This is a genomic window from Solibacillus cecembensis (assembly GCF_050272495.1).
In the GTDB taxonomy this organism is placed as follows: Bacteria; Bacillota; Bacilli; order Bacillales_A; family Planococcaceae; genus Solibacillus; species Solibacillus cecembensis.
In genome coordinates, this window is the sequence record NZ_JBNNMF010000002.1 from 199,971 (window position 1) to 217,570 (window position 17,600).

Annotated in this window: 17 protein-coding genes, 1 pseudogene and 1 other annotated feature (1 of these 19 only partly in view); of the genes and pseudogenes, 12 read left to right on the top strand and 6 right to left on the bottom strand. The window is 38.7% G+C overall.

The window, feature by feature from the left end; genetic code table 11:
* Nucleotides 1-206: a binding site (T-box leader), on the top strand (it extends 2 nt beyond the left edge of the window).
* 64 nt (nt 207-270) lie between these two features.
* Genes ACQKIH_RS02745 through ACQKIH_RS02775 form a run of 7 tightly spaced genes read left to right on the top strand, consistent with a single transcriptional unit; the run spans nt 271 to nt 5,953 of the window.
* Nucleotides 271-1,269 (top strand): chorismate-binding protein, encoded by a 999-nt coding sequence (locus ACQKIH_RS02745; protein WP_427763304.1) that lies wholly within the window; start codon nt 271-273, stop codon nt 1,267-1,269.
* Nucleotides 1,270-1,274: 5 nt separating this feature from the next.
* Complete coding sequence (trpD, locus tag ACQKIH_RS02750; protein ID WP_427763305.1) at nt 1,275-2,312, top strand: anthranilate phosphoribosyltransferase; 1,038 nt, start codon at nt 1,275-1,277, stop codon at nt 2,310-2,312.
* Complete coding sequence (trpC, locus tag ACQKIH_RS02755) at nt 2,309-3,103, top strand: indole-3-glycerol phosphate synthase TrpC (protein WP_427763307.1); 795 nt, start codon at nt 2,309-2,311, stop codon at nt 3,101-3,103. Before trpD ends, trpC begins: the two co-directional genes overlap by 4 nt.
* Nucleotides 3,100-3,717, top strand: a complete 618-nt coding sequence (locus ACQKIH_RS02760) for a phosphoribosylanthranilate isomerase (RefSeq protein WP_057986610.1) — start codon at nt 3,100-3,102, stop codon at nt 3,715-3,717. The genes trpC and ACQKIH_RS02760 overlap by 4 nt, the downstream gene beginning before the upstream one ends.
* The gene (trpB, locus tag ACQKIH_RS02765) at nt 3,714-4,901 is read left to right on the top strand and encodes a tryptophan synthase subunit beta (RefSeq protein ID WP_427763309.1); all 1,188 of its coding nucleotides are present in this window, start codon (nt 3,714-3,716) and stop codon (nt 4,899-4,901) included. The genes ACQKIH_RS02760 and trpB overlap by 4 nt, the downstream gene beginning before the upstream one ends.
* Nucleotides 4,898-5,677, top strand: coding sequence for a tryptophan synthase subunit alpha (gene trpA, locus ACQKIH_RS02770; protein WP_427763311.1), 780 nt, complete (start codon nt 4,898-4,900; stop codon nt 5,675-5,677). The genes trpB and trpA overlap by 4 nt, the downstream gene beginning before the upstream one ends.
* Nucleotides 5,678-5,737: 60 nt before the next feature.
* A complete protein-coding gene (locus ACQKIH_RS02775; RefSeq protein ID WP_057986604.1) occupies nt 5,738-5,953 on the top strand; it encodes a hypothetical protein in 216 nt (71 codons plus the stop codon).
* Between the two features lie 177 nt (nt 5,954-6,130).
* On the opposite strand, the gene ACQKIH_RS02780 is transcribed toward ACQKIH_RS02775, so the two are convergent.
* The 4 genes and pseudogenes from ACQKIH_RS02780 to pdxR form a co-directional block, all read right to left on the bottom strand.
* Entirely contained in the window at nt 6,131-7,084 is a 954-nt protein-coding gene (locus ACQKIH_RS02780; RefSeq protein WP_427763313.1) for an L-threonine 3-dehydrogenase, read from the bottom strand.
* Between the two features lie 389 nt (nt 7,085-7,473).
* Nucleotides 7,474-8,241: a DeoR/GlpR family DNA-binding transcription regulator gene (locus ACQKIH_RS02785; protein ID WP_057986600.1), complete on the bottom strand. Its 768-nt coding sequence runs from the start codon at nt 8,239-8,241 to the stop codon at nt 7,474-7,476.
* A 196-nt stretch (nt 8,242-8,437) separates the two neighbouring features.
* Nucleotides 8,438-8,941: pseudogene (locus ACQKIH_RS02790) on the bottom strand (nitrilase-related carbon-nitrogen hydrolase); the annotation flags it as partial.
* Between the two features lie 696 nt (nt 8,942-9,637).
* Nucleotides 9,638-11,068, bottom strand: coding sequence for a MocR-like pyridoxine biosynthesis transcription factor PdxR (gene pdxR / locus ACQKIH_RS02795; protein ID WP_427763315.1), 1,431 nt, complete (start codon nt 11,066-11,068; stop codon nt 9,638-9,640).
* A gap of 342 nt (nt 11,069-11,410) precedes the next feature.
* On the opposite strand from pdxR, the gene qoxA reads away from it, so the two are divergent.
* The 4 genes from qoxA to qoxD all read left to right on the top strand — a co-directional run bounded on the left by qoxA (nt 11,411) and on the right by qoxD (nt 15,188).
* Complete coding sequence (gene qoxA / locus ACQKIH_RS02800; protein WP_427763317.1) at nt 11,411-12,295, top strand: cytochrome aa3 quinol oxidase subunit II; 885 nt, start codon at nt 11,411-11,413, stop codon at nt 12,293-12,295.
* Between the two features lie 61 nt (nt 12,296-12,356).
* A complete protein-coding gene (gene qoxB / locus ACQKIH_RS02805) occupies nt 12,357-14,303 on the top strand; it encodes a cytochrome aa3 quinol oxidase subunit I (protein WP_427763318.1) in 1,947 nt (648 codons plus the stop codon).
* The gene (gene qoxC, locus ACQKIH_RS02810; RefSeq protein WP_427763320.1) at nt 14,303-14,899 is read left to right on the top strand and encodes a cytochrome aa3 quinol oxidase subunit III; all 597 of its coding nucleotides are present in this window, start codon (nt 14,303-14,305) and stop codon (nt 14,897-14,899) included. Before qoxB ends, qoxC begins: the two co-directional genes overlap by 1 nt.
* 1 nt (nt 14,900) lies before the next feature.
* The gene (qoxD, locus tag ACQKIH_RS02815) at nt 14,901-15,188 is read left to right on the top strand and encodes a cytochrome aa3 quinol oxidase subunit IV (protein ID WP_057986591.1); all 288 of its coding nucleotides are present in this window, start codon (nt 14,901-14,903) and stop codon (nt 15,186-15,188) included.
* A gap of 111 nt (nt 15,189-15,299) precedes the next feature.
* Here the strand turns inward: qoxD and ACQKIH_RS02820 are convergent, their stop codons facing one another.
* Both ACQKIH_RS02820 and ACQKIH_RS02825 read right to left on the bottom strand, forming a co-directional pair.
* Nucleotides 15,300-15,437, bottom strand: a complete 138-nt coding sequence (locus tag ACQKIH_RS02820) for a zinc-binding dehydrogenase (RefSeq protein ID WP_427763322.1) — start codon at nt 15,435-15,437, stop codon at nt 15,300-15,302.
* A gap of 14 nt (nt 15,438-15,451) precedes the next feature.
* Complete coding sequence (locus tag ACQKIH_RS02825) at nt 15,452-16,246, bottom strand: carbon-nitrogen family hydrolase (RefSeq protein WP_427763324.1); 795 nt, start codon at nt 16,244-16,246, stop codon at nt 15,452-15,454.
* Between the two features lie 149 nt (nt 16,247-16,395).
* On the opposite strand from ACQKIH_RS02825, the gene ACQKIH_RS02830 reads away from it, so the two are divergent.
* Complete coding sequence (locus ACQKIH_RS02830) at nt 16,396-17,577, top strand: pyridoxal phosphate-dependent aminotransferase (protein ID WP_427763325.1); 1,182 nt, start codon at nt 16,396-16,398, stop codon at nt 17,575-17,577.
* Nucleotides 17,578-17,600: the final 23 nt, after the last annotated feature.

Sequence of the window (17,600 nt, forward strand, 5' to 3'; positions counted from 1 at the left end):
CAAATTGATGAATAAGAAGAGTAGCAGGTTGCTTTTGCTTAGAGAGCGCATGGTTGGTGAAAATGCGTCAAAAGAAACATGTGAATGGGCCTTATGAAAGCTACTAGCGTTAGTTAGTGGACGGTTCCCCTGCCGTTATCAGGTTTGAGTGGAAGCAGTAGTTTTGCTTCAATCGAGGTGGCAACGCGGTATTTATCGCCCTCAACAAAAGGATTTTTTCCTTTTGTTGAGGGCGTTTTTTTATTCCAAAAATTTAAAGGAGTGTTCAATATGGCATTAAAACAAAAGTTTCGTACATCGATGAAAAAGGTCAATGGCGATTTATTAACCCCTATTTCTATTTTTTTGCGACTACAAGGACAGCGAAAATTTTTACTTGAAAGTTCAGCAAAGTATGAAGGCAATGGGCGTTATTCCTTTATCGGAGCCAATCCACGAAAAACATATAGTGGAAACGATACGCATTTGCAAGATCTCTCGCATTTATCAAACAAGCACTATCACTATGAAGGTGAAATCATTTCTTTATTGAAGCAAGTGATGCCGCGTGTTACGAGCGATACGGAATACCCATTAACGGGTGGGGGCATTGGTTATATTCATGCACTTCCACCAGTATTACATGAGGCAGTACCCGCGCTCCAGTTTCATGTGTATGACACGCTCATCATTTTTGATCATTTAACAGATGAAATTGCGGTTTTCCATACAAATATTGAGGCGGAACAAGTAGAACCGAATATTGATCAATTAATCGACGAGCTGTTCGCCGTTTCTAATTTGGATGATACAAATTATGCGCTTCATTCTTTACAACAAGAATCTCAGCAACTCACTACTGCCCAATTTTCTGGGGATGCGTTTGCGTTGTACCGAAATTTACGTGTTCAGGAAGCCGCTCCTTACATGTATTACATGGAATTTGATGAATGTACGGTCGTCGGAACATCGCCAAAAAGCTTTTTACAAATTCGAGATGGTGCGCTTTCCACAACGAATGAGGATGCAAATCTCGACACATTATGCCAAAAAGATTCTATCGAAAAAAGAAATGCTAGGCAAACAGGGTTACTGTCCCCCGCTTTTCACGCTATTGATGCGGTGAAACAGCTGATGCCACAAGATGGGCTCATCGGCTATATCGGATTTAATGGTCAGGTGGATTTTACGACACCTGCAAAAACGTTGACGATTATTGGCGACAAAGCATATATCCAAACAACGAATGATGCGTCCGATTTTACACTGAACGCACTTATGAAAGGATGAGGAACATGTCATTACAACCGTTTATTAATCAACTTAAACGTTCGGAACATCTTATTTTTGAAGAAATGGTGCAAGCTGCGCACTGTATTTTTAATGAACAAACAGTAAAGCAAGAAATTGCCGACTTCCTTATTGCGATGAGCAACAAAGGAGAAACAGCTCATGAAGTTGCAGGGTTAGCATCCGTTATGCAATCACATGCGGTGAAAATGGATGCGCCTGAAGGCATTTATATGGATAACTGCGGGACGGGTGGCGACGGTTTACACAGCTTTAATATTAGTACAACAGCAGCCTTTGTACTTGCGGGTGGTGGCATTTTAGTTGCGAAGCATGGCAACCGGAAAGTATCAAGTTCATCTGGTAGCTCGGATGTTTTGGAGGCACTTGGCATTAAACTTATTCCAGATACAGCACAAACAACCGATTTACTAAAGCACTACGGTATCGCCTTTTTACATGCACCGAATATGCATCCGAAGCTAAAACGAATCGGGGAAATTCGACAAGCGATTGGCAAGCCGACTATTTTTAACTTAGTAGGACCTTTAACAAATCCAGTTCCATTAAAAACGCAATTAGTTGGCATTAACCGCCCTAATTTCACAACTGATTATGCAGAGGTTCTCCATATGCTGGGACGTGAACGAGCTATTGTTGTATCAGGTGCTCAAGGCATGGATGAAGCTTCATTAGACGGTGAAAATACATTCGTTTTACTCGATCACGGCGATATTATTCCGTTCAAATTGCGAGCTGAAGATGTCGGATTAACCGCGCAGCCACTATCTGTTATTCGTGGGGGCAGTCCACAGGAAAATGCAGTCATTATGCATGAGCTACTAGCTGGTAAACAAAGCCCCTATTTCGACACCGTTATTTTAAATGCAGGCATCGGCTTTTTCGCTTACGGATTAGCTGAAACAATGAAAGAAGGAATTGAAATGGCGAAGGATAGCGTTTTCTCAGGACGCGCATTACAAAAGCTAGAAAACGTCGTTGCTTATAGCGAACAAGTCGTAAAGGAAGGAGCAGCAAAATGACGATTTTAACGAAAATTATAGAACACAAAAGATCAGAACTACCCGCTTTACTTGCAAATGAACCTAACTTCCAAACGGTTAAAAAACAGCGTCCTTCATTATATGAAACATTGCTGTACACGAAGAATTTACAAGTTATCGCTGAAATGAAGCGTGCCTCCCCTTCTAAAGGAGATATCGCAATGCACATCGATCCCGTTACACAAGCATTGCAATACGAAGAAGCAGGAGCGGCATGTATTTCCGTATTAACCGAGCAGGCATTTTTTAAAGGCTCCTTCGAGGATTTAAATGCGGTTGCCAATGCCGTTAATATCCCTGTGTTATGCAAAGATTTTATGATTGATACGGTCCAAATCGATTATGCAAAAGCGGCTGGGGCATCCGTTATTTTACTCATTGTGGCGGCGCTAAGTGATGAGCAATTACGTTCGTTACACACTTATGCTACTGACCAAAATTTAGAGGTGCTTGTAGAGGTTCATAATGTAGAAGAACTACAACGGGCACTTCAAATTGGGGCGAAAATTGTCGGTGTAAATAATCGGAATTTAAATACGTTTGAGGTCGATTTATCGCATACAAAGGAAATTGCCGAGCAGCTCCCCCACTCAAATATTGCCTTCATTAGTGAAAGTGGCATTTGGGATGTGGAAGATGCACAATTCGTGGCGAATACTGGGGCAAAAGGCATCTTAGTTGGGGAATCATTAATGCGTAGCGGGGACGTCAAAAATTCACTACAATCGCTACAAATCGACATTATGACAAAGGATGGCGAAATTCGATGACAAAAGTAAAAATTTGCGGATTAAAAAATAGCGAGCATGTGGAGGCAGCTGTACAGGCAGGCGTTGATTTTATCGGATTCATGTTCGCGCCTAGTAAACGACGTATTACGGTAGAGGAAGCAATAAACTTAGCCGCACTCATTCCGACAGAGGTAAAAAAGGTTGGCGTGTTTGTGAATGAGACACCTGAAATAATTGTACAAATCGCTCAAAAAGTTGGGCTTGATTATATTCAATATCACGGGGATGAAACACCCGAAATGATTGCACAAATTGGACTGCCTGCGATCAAAGCATTTTCTATTTGTTCAAAAGAGGATGCAGTACGAGCGGCAAAATATGATGTAGATTTCTATTTATTTGATGCACCTGGTACGGATTACCGTGGAGGAAGCGGAAACTCATTTGACTGGACGTTACTCGATGATGTAAAAATCCCATTGGAGAAAGTGATTTTAGCTGGTGGCTTAAATGCAGAAAATGTTGGGCTTGCAATTGCACTTGTCGAACCTTTTGCAGTAGATGTTTCAAGTGGGGTTGAAGTGGATGGGCAAAAAGATGTCGATGCCATTACGACATTTATAGAAAATGCGAAAGGGGAATTCATTTTATGACAACGACAAAAGGACGCTTCGGGCACTTTGGAGGACAATTTGTTCCCGAAACATTAATGACACCATTGCAAGAATTAGAGGACGCATATGAGGAAGCAAAAAATGACCCTGAATTTCAGCAGGAGCTTGCCTATTATTTAAAGCAATATGTCGGACGCGAAACACCGCTTTATTTTGCCGAGCGCTTAACGAAAAAAATGGGTGGTGCGAAAATTTACTTAAAGCGTGAGGATTTAAATCATACGGGAGCCCATAAAATTAATAACGCCATCGGGCAAGCACTTCTTGCAAAACGCATGGGGAAAAAGAAAATTGTTGCGGAAACGGGCGCGGGTCAACATGGCGTTGCGACGGCTACTGCATGTGCCCTACTCGATATGGAATGCATCGTTTATATGGGTGCTGAAGATGTTCGTCGCCAACAACTCAATGTTTTCCGCATGGAGTTGCTCGGTACAAAAGTAATTGCTGTGGAAAAAGGTTCGGCTACATTAAAAGATGCCGTGAATGAAGCATTGCGTCACTGGGTTACACATATTGAAGATACGCATTATATTTTAGGCTCGGCACTTGGACCGCACCCCTTCCCTACAATCGTTCGAGATTTCCAGCGCATTATTGGAGATGAAACGCGCCTGCAAATTGTTGAGCAAGAAAATCGTTTGCCAGATGCGGTCATTGCATGTATTGGTGGCGGAAGTAACGCAATCGGCATGTTTTATCCGTTTATTGAAGATGCGGATGTTGCACTTTATGGGATTGAGGCAGCGGGTGCGGGCGTTGATACAAATGCGCATGCAGCAGCGATTCATGTCGGCAAAACTGGTGTACTGCATGGGGCATTTATGTATTTATTACAAGACGAAAATGGTTTCATCCAAGAGGCGCATTCCATTTCGGCGGGACTCGATTATCCAGGGGTTGGACCCGAGCATTGCCATTTACATGAAAGTGGGCGCGCAAAGTACCCTTCTGTTACAGATGAACAAGCGCTACAAGGTGTGAAATTGCTTTGTGAAACGGAAGGAATTTTACCTGCATTGGAAAGTGCCCATGCCATTTATTATGCGGCGGAATTCGCGAAAGCACGACCAGCAGACGAAATCATTGTCGTTTGCTTATCAGGTCGAGGGGATAAAGATGTGCACACATTAATTGAAAAGTTAGGAGGCGGCGGGCAATGAACTTGCAACTTATAATAGAAGAAACTCTTACAAAAGGCGATAAAGCATTCGTTCCATATATAATGGCGGGTGATGGCGGGCTTGAAACAATCAAACCAACCATTTTAAAATTGCAGCAACTTGGTGTTTCCGCGATTGAAGTCGGTATCCCTTTTACCGATCCTGTTGCAGATGGACCAACGATTGAAAAAGCTGGACAACGCGCCCTTTCTCACGGGGTAACGTTAAAAGGTATTTTGCAAGAACTGACAAGCTTTGCCGATGAAATTGCAGTGCCACTCGTTGCGATGACCTATTTAAACCCGATACTAGCTTACGGCATTGAAGCTTTCGCGCGCAATGCTTATGCTGCAGGAATTCGCGGGTTGATCGTTCCGGATATGCCTTTGGAGGAAAGTTCGATTTTGCATCCCGCTTTAAAAGCGCAAGGCATTGCATTAGTTCAGCTTGTATCATTAACAAGTCCCCCGGAGCGTGTGAAAAAGTTAGCGGCGGCGAGTGAAGGTTTTATTTATGCCGTTACAGTAAACGGGACAACAGGAGTTCGAGCGGAGTTTGCAGAAAATTTACCAGCTCATTTTTCGGAATTGAAGCGACATAGCAACGTTCCAGTTTTGGCCGGGTTTGGCATCTCTACTCCGGGGCAAGTGAAGGAGCTTAGTACTTTTGCAGATGGGGTCATTGTTGGCAGTCAAATTGTCGCGGCTTTGGAAAAGCAGGACTGGGCGACGATTGAATCCCTTGTACATGCGGCAAAAAAAGTGCCCATTCTTTAATTTACAAACCCCTCCCATCATATGGTAAAGTGAAAGAAACTTATTATTGGGGGTTTGTGTATGAAAATGAAGGACTTTTTTGCTGGACTCTTTTTTCTTTTTATCGCGGCATATTTTGCGTATGAACTCGTACAAAACATGCCACAGCTCTTCATTGAAGGTACAACGATGTGGCAATACTTTATCGCATTTTTCCGTGTAGCGTTAATTATTTTCGTTTTCAACTTAGGACTTACACTAATTAAGCGTTTTTTTGTCAGTCGAAAAGCGGCTTAAAATGCGAAAACCATCATGTTGACTGTAATTAGTCAACATGATGGTTTTTTATTAAAATCAATTACGCCTCGGCGTAATTGCGTCCAGATTTTTTTCGAGCTTGTTCGAAAAACTCCTCTAAAAATCTGTGACATCCGCCGGAGGCTTTAACTTGCCTCAGCCAAGGGCTGAAGCAAGTTATATGATGATTTTCTTTTCTAAACGCAATTGTAATTTTTCAAGCATATCAATCGTCATTTTTTCTAAATTATACTGTGCTTTAAAGCCCCACTCATTCACAGCTGCTGTTGAGTCGATTGCATTCGGCCAGCTATCGGCAATGGCTTGGCGAACTGGGTCCACTTCATAGCTCATATCAAACGTTGGCATATGCTTTTTAATTTCCACGGCAATTTGTGAAGGTTCAAAACTCATTGCCGAAATATTAAACGCATTACGGTGGATCAGCTTAGAAGAATCTGCTTCCATTAAATCAACAATGGCTTGCAGTGCATCTGGCATATACATCATATCCATGTATGTACCTTCCGCAATATAGGATGTGTAACGCCCTTCTTCAATCGCTTTATAATAAATGTCGACCGCGTAATCTGTCGTTCCCCCTCCTGGAGGCGTTGCATATGAAATTAAACCAGGAAAACGAACACCGCGCGTATCTAAACCGAATCGGGTGTAATAATAATCACAAAGTAATTCCCCTGCCACCTTGTTTACACCGTACATCGTTGTCGGGCGCTGTAATGTATCTTGCGGTGTATTGTCTTTCGGTGTTGATGGACCAAATGCACCGATTGAGCTTGGGGTGAAAAACTGCATATTTAATTCACGCGCTACTTCCAACGCATTCATTAAACCACCCATATTTAAATTCCACGCAAATACTGGATTCTTTTCGGCCGTTGCAGATAACAGAGCAGCCATGTGAATCATTGTGTCCGCACCAAAATCATGTGCCAACTCGTGCATACGCTTGCCATCTGTTACGTCTAACACTTCAAATGGACCTTGATTGCTCTCTATTTTACGAATATCTGTTGCCAGTATATTATCAACGCCATACGTATTGCGTAATTTTTCTACTAATTCAGAACCAATTTGACCTAAAGCACCGGTCACAATAATTTTTTTCACGATGGTACCTCCTCTGTTATAAAACAATTGTCCTCTGTAAAAATACACAAAAATACGTGTAAACCTTATTACTAACAACTTTCATTGAGGGTAATTATACGGTGTTCTTTTATAAAACACAATATTAAGTTATTTTTCTTTTCTGGCAATACATTTGTGCGTGTGAAATAATCTTTTATAACGGAATGACTAAAAAACTGCATGAGTTGCTCTATTTTATGTAGCTTTCCCGAAAAACGTAACGTTATTAAACCAAACAAAAAGCACACCGATTTTTCGATGCGCTTTGTTTAACAAGCTAATCTGTCCCGAGTCAGCCCTCTATCCGATATCTATTCATCAAAAAGCTCCGTACAAAGTTTTAATTTACAGGTGCTAAAAAAATAGATTTATATAACATTAGCTACTACTAACTCTACCTGTGTTTTTTGAAAGTCTTCAATAAATGTTTGTCTCACCCCACCATCCGTTACAATATAATCCACTTTTTCTAAAGGAGCGATTCCAACAGCCACATCTTTACCAAACTTTGTATTATCCGCTATTATATATACTTCTTTTGAAATATCGATAATTTTTTTCCTCGTGTTTACTTCATCTAAATTGTAATCAGAAATCCCCTTTTCAATTGTAATACCACTAGCACTAATAAAAGCTTTAAAGATATTTAAACCAGAAAAATTAAACAAATAGTCATATGCTGCTATTGACCGTTTTTTTACACTCATTTTCCCTCCTAGTATAATTAAATCTACCTGACTATCAATCAGCTCATTAATGATAGGAATTGAATTCGTGACCACTGTTAAATTTTTAAAATGCTTTATATGTTTAGCAATTTGAAAAGCCGTCGATCCACCGTCTAAATAGATGCAATCGTAATCCTCGATTAGCTCACAACATTTGATCGCAATTTGCTCTTTTTCTTCAATATTTTGCACGATTCGTCCATCGCTTGGTGAATTAATTAAATTTGTTTTTAATCCTTGAATTCCACCGTAGATTTTTATGATTAGACCTTGTTCTGCTAATATATTAATATCTCGACGTAACGTAACAGTAGATATATCAAGTTCATCTAGCAGTTCATCTATTTTCAATACTTCTCTTTTATTTAATAAATCCATAATTTTCTTTCGTCTCTCTACTGGTAACATTTTATTCACCTTCAATATATTTAATCGATACTTTCTACGCAACACTTACATCACTACTATGTGCTGAGTTAAAAAATTGGGGAGCTCTGTGATGAACAAAAATAACGCGCTCCCTTAGCCTGTACAGTTATACTCGCAGTAGTTTAGAAAATCTGCACTAACGCAGAAGCTTAAACATTTTTTTACAGAAACTAAATCATTTCTTAATATGCTTTTGCTTTTCTTTTAACAATAATTTAAAAACATCAGGTCTTTCATAATGTCCAACAGGATCAAAGTCGAATTGGCTATAAGCAATTTGTTTCAAATCAAGATCGGCTATGATTATTTCTTCTTTTCCCCATACAGGCTCTACAACATATTCCCCTAATGGTCCAACAATGGCACTTCCTCCGCCACTCATCACTTCTGGACTCGACTTAAGGTCATCATAGCAAGCTAAATCTTGAGGGTACATATCCTTCGTTACAAATTGATTACAGGACAAAATAAAGCATCTTCCTTCCATTGCAATATGTCGAATGGTGGACTGCCATGACTCCCTTGAATCTGCAGTTGGAGCAATGTAAAGTTGAACGCCTTGTGCATACATCGCTGCCCGAGCAAGTGGCATATAGTTTTCCCAGCAAATTAATGCGCCAATTTTGCCATAAGGGGTATCAAATACTGGTAATGCACTGCCATCTCCTTCTCCCCTAATACTAACTATCTTCTATTTTAGATAGTTGAATGGATTTCAAAACATATGAATCTTTTATTTCAAACAGCTTTTCTTATTGTATAAAAAAAGAGCATTTCTCCATCTTAATGATTTAGAATAATGCTCTTTTTATTGTCGTTTTATAGCTCAGAGCTGCAATATCTCTAAATATTTTAAAAAATTTAGTTGAAAGTAAATGGCTTTGATTTTTTGAATTAGCAGCAACTGTAAAAAAAAGACCGTTAGCCTATAAAAATAAATCTCGTACGGACATACAAAAAAGAAAGGTAAAGCAAACTATACCTGGTGTAAATTGTAGAGAAATAGTTATAATCTCAATGCCTTTCTATTGTGAAATACTTTTATAACAAGCGATCAATTCAAATAGCATTTGGCTAATTTTTAAATCAATCCTGTTTACTTCTTAATTGTTATGCTTCACGATTATTGTTTTAGTTCGTTAACCACCCTCCTAAAGTCTAAATATTTCATAGCCTGTGAGAAAATTGTGAATCAACCCACACGTCAATGATATGAAGTAGCCCAAATGGATTTTTTCGATCCATGTCATTATCATAAATAGGTTGAAAACAATTTAAACCATCCACTTCTATAGTTTTTTAACCATCCATATACAATGAGATGTAAAAATAGGGGTAATCTTCAAATATACAAGTATTTTTCCAGGGTATTTGTTTACAAAGAATTCAGCGCTTCGGAAAATCTTTTAATGCCTTCATCAATCGATGCTTCATCTTCTTTCGCAAAAGTAAAACGAACAAATCCATTTTTAGAGCCCATTGTAGAACCTGGAACATAGATGACGCCTCTTTTAATTGACTCTTCAAGTAGCTCGGTTTCATTATAATCTTTGAGTATTTTACACCAAATATGAATACCACCTTGAGGAATTGAGTATTCCACTTGATCTTTTAAATACGTTTCAAGACTTTTGACAATTTTGTCTCTCCGTATTATTAATTCCTTCGTTAAACATTTGATATGTGTTTGAAATTTTTCAGATTCCAAAAAATCATTTGCGATCCATTGTGTAAAGCTAGAATGCCCAAAATCGATTTGTTGCTTTGCATCCGACAATCTTTCTATTACGGATGTTGGGCCAATAATCCACCCAATTCTTAATCCCGAAGCGACAATTTTGGATAAAGAACTAATGTATAATACATTGCCATTTCGGTCCATTGATTTAAGGGCAGGGATTTTGTCTCCCGAAAATGCGGTTAAACTATAAGGATCATCTTCAACTACTGGAATCCCAAGATTTGAGGAAATATCCAAAACCGCTTCTCTTTTCTTTTCATTCAACAAAGAACCTGTTGGATTTTGAAAATCTGGGTTTAAAAAAATCATTTTAATGCGGTGCTTTTTATATAATTCCTGCAAATCTTCTGGATTAATGCCATCTTTGCTAATCGGTAAATAATGCACTTGTAAACCTGCTGATTTAAAAATTGGCAAATTAAAATTGTATGATGGATCTTCTATTGCGATTGCATCTCCAGGCTTTAATAAGCATTGCACAATTAAATGTAAAGCTTGCTGTGCCCCTGATGTAATAAGAATTGAAGAAGGGTTCGTTTCAATCCCCCGACATTTTTTTATATGTTTCGTAAGAGTTGATCTAAGTATTTCACTCCCCAGTGGATGATCGTAGCCTAAGCTTCCAATAAACGAACGCGTAGCAGTAATTTCTCTTAAAAAGCTTTTTGGGAAAAGGTCTTCTGACAATTCTCCTGTAGCTAAATTAATTAATTTATGATCAACCGCTTCTTTTCTTATTTTTTGTGTTACAGGTAAATTCGGTAAAAAAGAACCCGCCTCAATATATCGATTCCAGCTAGGAATTCTTTTTTTCGTTACTCCCCATATATCTTTACTAATCGTCGTACCGCTGCCTCTATTTCTTTCAATTAGCCCAATCGCTTCTAATTCGTCATAGGCACTTACGACAGTACTTCTATTTATATTCAATTCATTGGCTAAACTTCTCTCTGATGGCAATGGTTTATCACGTGGAAATGTACCATTTGCTATTCCATTTTCTATATATTCTGCAAGCTGTTTATAAATAGCTTTTTTCTCTGTTCTATCAGGTTTAAAATCCATATTTTCCACCTTCTCATTTATATTAAAATATTAAGCAGGCTAAATCATTAAATCTTATTTTATAAGCTTCTAAAGTTGACCATCCATTTTTAATTTATTATCCCCATCCAATCAAAACTTTAATCTATTTTTTAAACAGAAAGCCCTGTTTGGCGCTTTTTTGGCATATCAAAATTATACTAAAATTATTTTTGGGGTTTTAGAACATTTTGTGTTATCTTTCTGAACTCCTTGTTTTTCAAATTTAGGACTACTATTATAAAAATCAATTGTGAATCAAAATCCATACAAACCCACAGTAGCCAAAAACATTTCAAGTCATATTTAAAAAGGGGTTTGTTTATGAAAAATAGATGGATCAAGTTAATCGGTTTCTTCACCATTGTCACGATGTTAACTGGTTGTGACCCATTGTTAGTATTGGATCCAAAAGGTCCTCAAGCTGCAATACAAGCCAAAGACATTATGCTTTCGATTTGGATTATGTCCTTTATCGTACTTATTGTTTTTGTCATTTTAGCTTATATGTTATTCAAATACCGAGCATCCAAACAAAGCCCAGACTACAAGCCCCCTTACATCGAAGGAAGCACATTAGTTGAGGTCATTTGTGTTGGTATTCCCGTTTTAATCGTTATTTACCTTTCTGTAGTTTCAGTTGATAGTAACTACAAGGTAGAGTCAACACCAGAAAAATATGAGCATGAAGAGCCACTTATTATTTATGCAGCAACATCCAATTGGAAATGGCATTTCAGTTATCCAGAGGAAAATATTGAAACAGTGAATTATTTATATATTCCTGTTGAACGCCCAGTTGAGTTCAAGCTTTACTCATACGGACCAATTACAAGTTTCTGGATTCCACAATTAGGTGGGCAAAAATATGCAATGGCGGACATGTTAAATACATTGCATTTAGCTGCGGATTACCCTGGAGAATATATGGGGAGAAATGCAAACTTTAACGGGAAAGGTTTCACTGAAAATACATTCAACGTTACAGCAGTTCATCAAGATGAGTACGATGAATGGGTCAATGAAGTAAAAGACACAGCTGAAACTTTAACTGAAGAAAAATTTGATACCTTATTGGAACCTGGACATGTTGGACAATCAACATTTAATGGAACTCACTTAACGTTCCTCCCACCACCTGTCCATGTTGGAGAAGAAGTTGAAGCAGCTATATCTGAAGATGATGAATCTCAACAAAACAAACATTAAATTAACTCATCCAAATAACCTAGTTTACCATTAGGTTTACATCGAAAGGAGTCATAGTAATATGGATTACTTTGAACGATTTGCTATCCCCCATCCTAGTCCAGCAATTTATGCTTCGATGGTGGCAATTGTTTTTACTGTGATAGCACTCATTTTTGTACTAACTTACTTTAAATTATGGGGCTATCTATGGCGTGAATGGTTAACAACGGTTGACCATAAAAAGATTGGTATTATGTATTTAATATCAGCTATCGTCATGCTTTTCCGAGGTGGCGCAGATGCAATTATGATGCGTGCCCAAATGGCTGTACCTAATAATTCATTGCTAGATGCGCAGCACTATAATGAAATTTTTACAACGCACGGAACCGTTATGATTATCTTTATGGCCATGCCTTTTATTATGGCATTTATGAACTTTATCGTACCTCTACAAATTGGTGCGCGAGATGTGGCATTCCCACGTTTGAACGCTTTAAGTTTCTGGTTGTTCTTCATGGGGGCAATGCTACTTAACATTTCGTTCGTTATTGGTGGTTCTCCTGATGCCGGATGGACAAACTATTTCCCACTGGCGGATAACGAATTCAGTCCTTCTGTCGGAACAAACTATTATTTATTTGCTCTTCAAATTTCCGGTATTGGTACATTAATGACTGGTATTAATATGATTGTAACCATCCTTAGAATGAGAGCTCCCGGTATGACATTAATGAAAATGCCTATGTTTACTTGGTCTGCTTTCATTGCAAACGTTATTATCGTTTTCGCATTCCCCGTATTAACTGTTGCGTTAACGATGGGTACATTTGATCGATTATTTGCTACAAAATTCTTTACAACTACTGATGGCGGTATGGATATGCTATGGGCGAACTTCTTCTGGGTTTGGGGACATCCTGAAGTATACATCCTCATACTACCAGCGTTTGGTATTTATAGTGAGATTATTTCTACATTCTCTAAAAGAAATCTGTACGGCTATAAATCTATGGTCGGATCAATGGTTATTATTTCTTTCCTATCGTTTTTAGTATGGACACACCACTTCTTCACGATGGGCCAAGGTGCTTTAACAAACAGTATTTTCTCGATTACAACAATGGCCATTGCTGTTCCAACAGGGGTTAAGATTTTTAACTGGCTATTTACCCTTTGGAAAGGGAATATCGAATTTACAACGCCAATGCTTTATTCAATGCTGTTTATTCCGACATTTACAATTGGTGGGGTAACAGGCGTTATGCTTGGAATGTCGGCAGCGGACTACCAATATCACAATACAATGTTCCTAGTTGCGCACTTCCACATGGTAATTATTCCTGGTGTTGTCTTTGCGATGTTAGCAGGTTTACATTACTATTGGCCAAAAATGTTTGGCTTCATGTTAAATGAAAAAATCGGTAAAATAACAGCTTGGGTTATCGCAATCGGTACACTTCTTACCTTTATGCCGATGTTTTTCTCAGGCCTAGATGGACAAGCACGCCGTATGTACACATATACGGAATCTACTGGTTTCGGTATATGGAATATGATTTCTTTCATTGGTGCAATTGGATTTACAATTGGATTTATGCTAATTGTATACAACGTATACTATAGTATTCGTTACTCACCAAGAAATATTGGTATGGACCCATGGGATGCACGTACATTAGAGTGGGCTACACCAAATCCTGTACCGTTTTATAACTTTGCAAAACAACCTCATGTGAATTCAGTCGAAACTTTCTGGGATTCAAAAAATAATGAACATGAGCTATTCCCAGAACCATATGAAGATATTCATATGCCAAGTAACAGCGGAATGCCATTCATCTTAGCTTGTATATTCTTTGCATGGGGCTTCTCGTTTGTATTTAGTATGTGGATTCCAGCAATCCTTTCAACAATCGGTATCTTTATTTGTATGGCGTTACGTTCATTGGAAAAAGACCCTGGATATTATGTTACTGTCAAAGAAATTAAAGAAACAGAGAAGAAATTGCGAGGTGTTCAATAATGAAGGTTGATCAATCGCTGCCACTCGAATATAGTACAGAGCAAAATAAAAATAATATTTTAGGCTTCTGGGTTTTTCTCGGTGCTGAAATTATGCTTTTCGGAACACTTTTTGCCGCTTACTTTGTATTAGCTGACCGTACAGGAAGTGGCCCTACAGGTGTAGAAATTTTTCAAATCACACCTGTTTTAATTGAAACATTTATTCTTTTAACGAGTAGTTTTACAATCGGCCTTGGCATTAACGCAATGCGTAAAGGTAACTTAAAAGCGATGATTACGTTTTATGTGATCACGCTATTACTTGGTCTTTCCTTCCTTGGCGTTGAGATTTACGAGTTCGTTCATTATGCTCATATTGGTGCAGGCATTACAGTTAGCGCCTTTACTTCGACTTTATTAACAACACTTGGAACACATGGAGCACACGTTACATTTGGTCTTGTCTGGGGTATTCTAATCGTTTATCAACTGATTAAACGTGGATTAACACCTGAAACAGCCAATAAATCATTTATTTTCTCTTTATATTGGCACTTCTTAGATGTTGTTTGGATCTTTATCTTCAGCTTCGTTTACTTGAAAGGAATGATATAAAATGAGTGAATTATTTCCACTTAAACAGGTAATGGGATTTGCATTATCCATTATCCTTACAATCATTGCTGCTGGTGTGTATTTTTTAGATGGCATATCATTCCCAATCATTATGACAATTTTATTAGTGACAGCATTTATTCAGGCTGGCCTACAATTAGTCGTATTTATGCATGCAGGCGAAACAGATGATAAATCTGCAATCTACACAAATATCTATTATGCATTAATCATTGCGCTCGTAACCATTTTCGGGACATTATTATGTATGATCTGGGGTTATTTATAAGTAAGTAAACACCCTTAAGAAGCTAAAGAAAACGTCCTTTATGATTAAGCTGATTTGCAAAAATCAACTTAATGTAAGGACGTTTTTTATTTTTGATAAATGTCGATGCCTTTATTCTTTAATCTTTAGGATAATCTTTCCTTTTGCATGTCCTTTTTCACTGCGCTCAAGTGCTTTATGCGCTTCTGATAATGGAAATATCGTAACAAAATAAGCTTTTATCGTGCCCTCTTTATATAAATCAATCACTTTGATTAGAACTATTATTTTTTTACAACCTTTTCATAGAGCTGTGGACGGCGATCTTCATAAACCGGAATTCGCTCTCTTACTTCATCCACTACTGAAAAATCAACATCAATGATTGCTAATTCCTCATCCTCTGCCCCAGTCCATAACACTTCCCCCCATGGACCGATAATCATCGACTGCCCGTTGAAGTTTTCCACTTTACGAGCAATACGGTTGACTGCTACAACAAAGCACTGATTTTCAATGGCACGTGCTTGTAATAATGTTTTCCAGTGATCAATACGCGGCGTTGGCCATTGTGCTGGTACAAACAATACCTTTGCTCCGTCTAATGCATGCGCTCGTAACCATTCCGGAAAACGAATATCGTAACAAATAACGCCGCCCGCTTCAATTTCGTCTAATGCAAAACGATTCATTGTATCGCCAGACTCTAAATACAAATGCTCGTCCATTAAGCGGAATAAATGCGCTTTGCTATATTCACCGACTAATTCACCATCGCGACTGTATGTGTACATCGTATTGTAAAACTTGCCGTTATCACGCTTTACTGACACCGAGCCACCTACAATATGTACCGCTAACTCTTTTGCTAATGCACTTAAAAAAGCTTGTGTACGTTCACCATTGATATCCGCTAATTCCTCAAGCTTTTCTAACGCATAACCCGAGTTCCACATTTCTGGAAGGACTACGATTTCCGCGCCACCAGCTACCGCTTCACGAATAGATTTTTCCGCTCGAGCATAATTTTCATCCACTTTACCAAAACCAACATTTAATTGAATACAACCGATTTTCACAACGGACACCACCCTTTTCCAATTTACTTATTGCTTCATTTTAACATGTTTTTTGGAGTAATTGATTACCAGATGTCGTAATTTTCACTTTACTTAAACACTCAAAAAGCATACGATTATCCCACTATATGAAGAAAAGGTGATTGTACATGGAATTTTCGAAAAAACTACAGCAGCTTCCACCTCAATTTTTTGCCGCATTAGTCAATAAAGTGAATCAAGCGTTAGCAGAGGGACGCGATGTCATTAATTTAGGACAAGGCAATCCGGATCAACCGACACCCGACCATATTATTGAAGCATTACAACTCGCTGTTACAAATCCAGGGACACATAAATATTCACCATTTCGTGGAATTGCAGAACTTCGTCAAGCAGCGGCAGACTTTTACAAGCGGGAATATGATGTCGACATTGATCAGAATACAGAAGTGGCCATTTTAGGTGGTACTAAAATCGGGCTGGTTGAACTACCACTTGCCCTATTAAATGCGGATGATTATATGCTATTACCAGACCCAGGATACCCCGATTATTTATCTGGTGTCGCGCTGGCAGATGTGCAATTTGATACGATGCCATTGACTGCGGATAATGATTTTTTACCTAATTACGAAGCTTTAAGTGCTGAAATATGTGAACGGGCGAAACTGATGTATATCAACTACCCAAACAATCCTACAGGCGGCACCGCAACAACGGACTTTTTTGAGCAAACTGTGCAATTTGCAAAGGAACACAATATCGCAGTTGCCCATGATTTCGCATATGGTGCTATTGGTTTTGATGGAGAGCGTCCGCCAAGCTTCCTACAAGCAAAAGGTGCAAAGGAAATCGGAATCGAGCTTTACACATTGTCGAAATCTTATAATATGGCGGGTTGGCGCATTGGTTTTGCTGTTGGAAATGCCAAAATGGTGGAAGCGATTAATATCATTCAAGATCATCTGTTTTGCAGTCAGTTCCCTGCAATTCAGCATGCAGCCGCAACAGCACTAAATGATGAGCAAACATGTGTTGAACAATTACGCGAGCTATATGAACAACGTCGAAATGTTCTTGTTGAAGAAGCGCATAAAATCGGCTGGAACATTACCGCGCCAAAAGGTTCTTTCTTTGCATGGCTCCCTGTACCAGCCGGCTATACAAGTGAGGCATTTGCGGATTTATTATTGGATAAAGCAGATATTGCAGTCGCAGCAGGCAATGGATTTGGTCAATACGGAGAAGGTTATATTCGAGTTGGATTATTAGTAGAAGAAGAACGTTTACGGGAAGCGATGAGACGAGTTGCGAAATTGGGGATATTTTCGCCGAATGTAGCTCGTTAGTGACTTATAATAGAAGAAAAAAG

Bases quoted from the DNA above. Each gene is read 5' to 3' on its own strand.
- ACQKIH_RS02745 (WP_427763304.1), top strand. From the start codon at position 271: ATGGCATTAAAACAAAAGTTTCGTACATCGATGAAAAAGGTCAATGGC.
- trpD (WP_427763305.1), top strand. From the start codon at position 1,275: ATGTCATTACAACCGTTTATTAATCAACTTAAACGTTCGGAACATCTT.
- trpC (WP_427763307.1), top strand. From the start codon at position 2,309: ATGACGATTTTAACGAAAATTATAGAACACAAAAGATCAGAACTACCC.
- ACQKIH_RS02760 (WP_057986610.1), top strand. From the start codon at position 3,100: ATGACAAAAGTAAAAATTTGCGGATTAAAAAATAGCGAGCATGTGGAG.
- trpB (WP_427763309.1), top strand. From the start codon at position 3,714: ATGACAACGACAAAAGGACGCTTCGGGCACTTTGGAGGACAATTTGTT.
- trpA (WP_427763311.1), top strand. From the start codon at position 4,898: ATGAACTTGCAACTTATAATAGAAGAAACTCTTACAAAAGGCGATAAA.
- ACQKIH_RS02775 (WP_057986604.1), top strand. From the start codon at position 5,738: ATGAAAATGAAGGACTTTTTTGCTGGACTCTTTTTTCTTTTTATCGCG.
- ACQKIH_RS02785 (WP_057986600.1), bottom strand. From the start codon at position 8,241: ATGTTACCAGTAGAGAGACGAAAGAAAATTATGGATTTATTAAATAAA.
- pdxR (WP_427763315.1), bottom strand. From the start codon at position 11,068: ATGGATTTTAAACCTGATAGAACAGAGAAAAAAGCTATTTATAAACAG.
- qoxA (WP_427763317.1), top strand. From the start codon at position 11,411: ATGAAAAATAGATGGATCAAGTTAATCGGTTTCTTCACCATTGTCACG.
- qoxB (WP_427763318.1), top strand. From the start codon at position 12,357: ATGGATTACTTTGAACGATTTGCTATCCCCCATCCTAGTCCAGCAATT.
- qoxC (WP_427763320.1), top strand. From the start codon at position 14,303: ATGAAGGTTGATCAATCGCTGCCACTCGAATATAGTACAGAGCAAAAT.
- qoxD (WP_057986591.1), top strand. From the start codon at position 14,901: ATGAGTGAATTATTTCCACTTAAACAGGTAATGGGATTTGCATTATCC.
- ACQKIH_RS02830 (WP_427763325.1), top strand. From the start codon at position 16,396: ATGGAATTTTCGAAAAAACTACAGCAGCTTCCACCTCAATTTTTTGCC.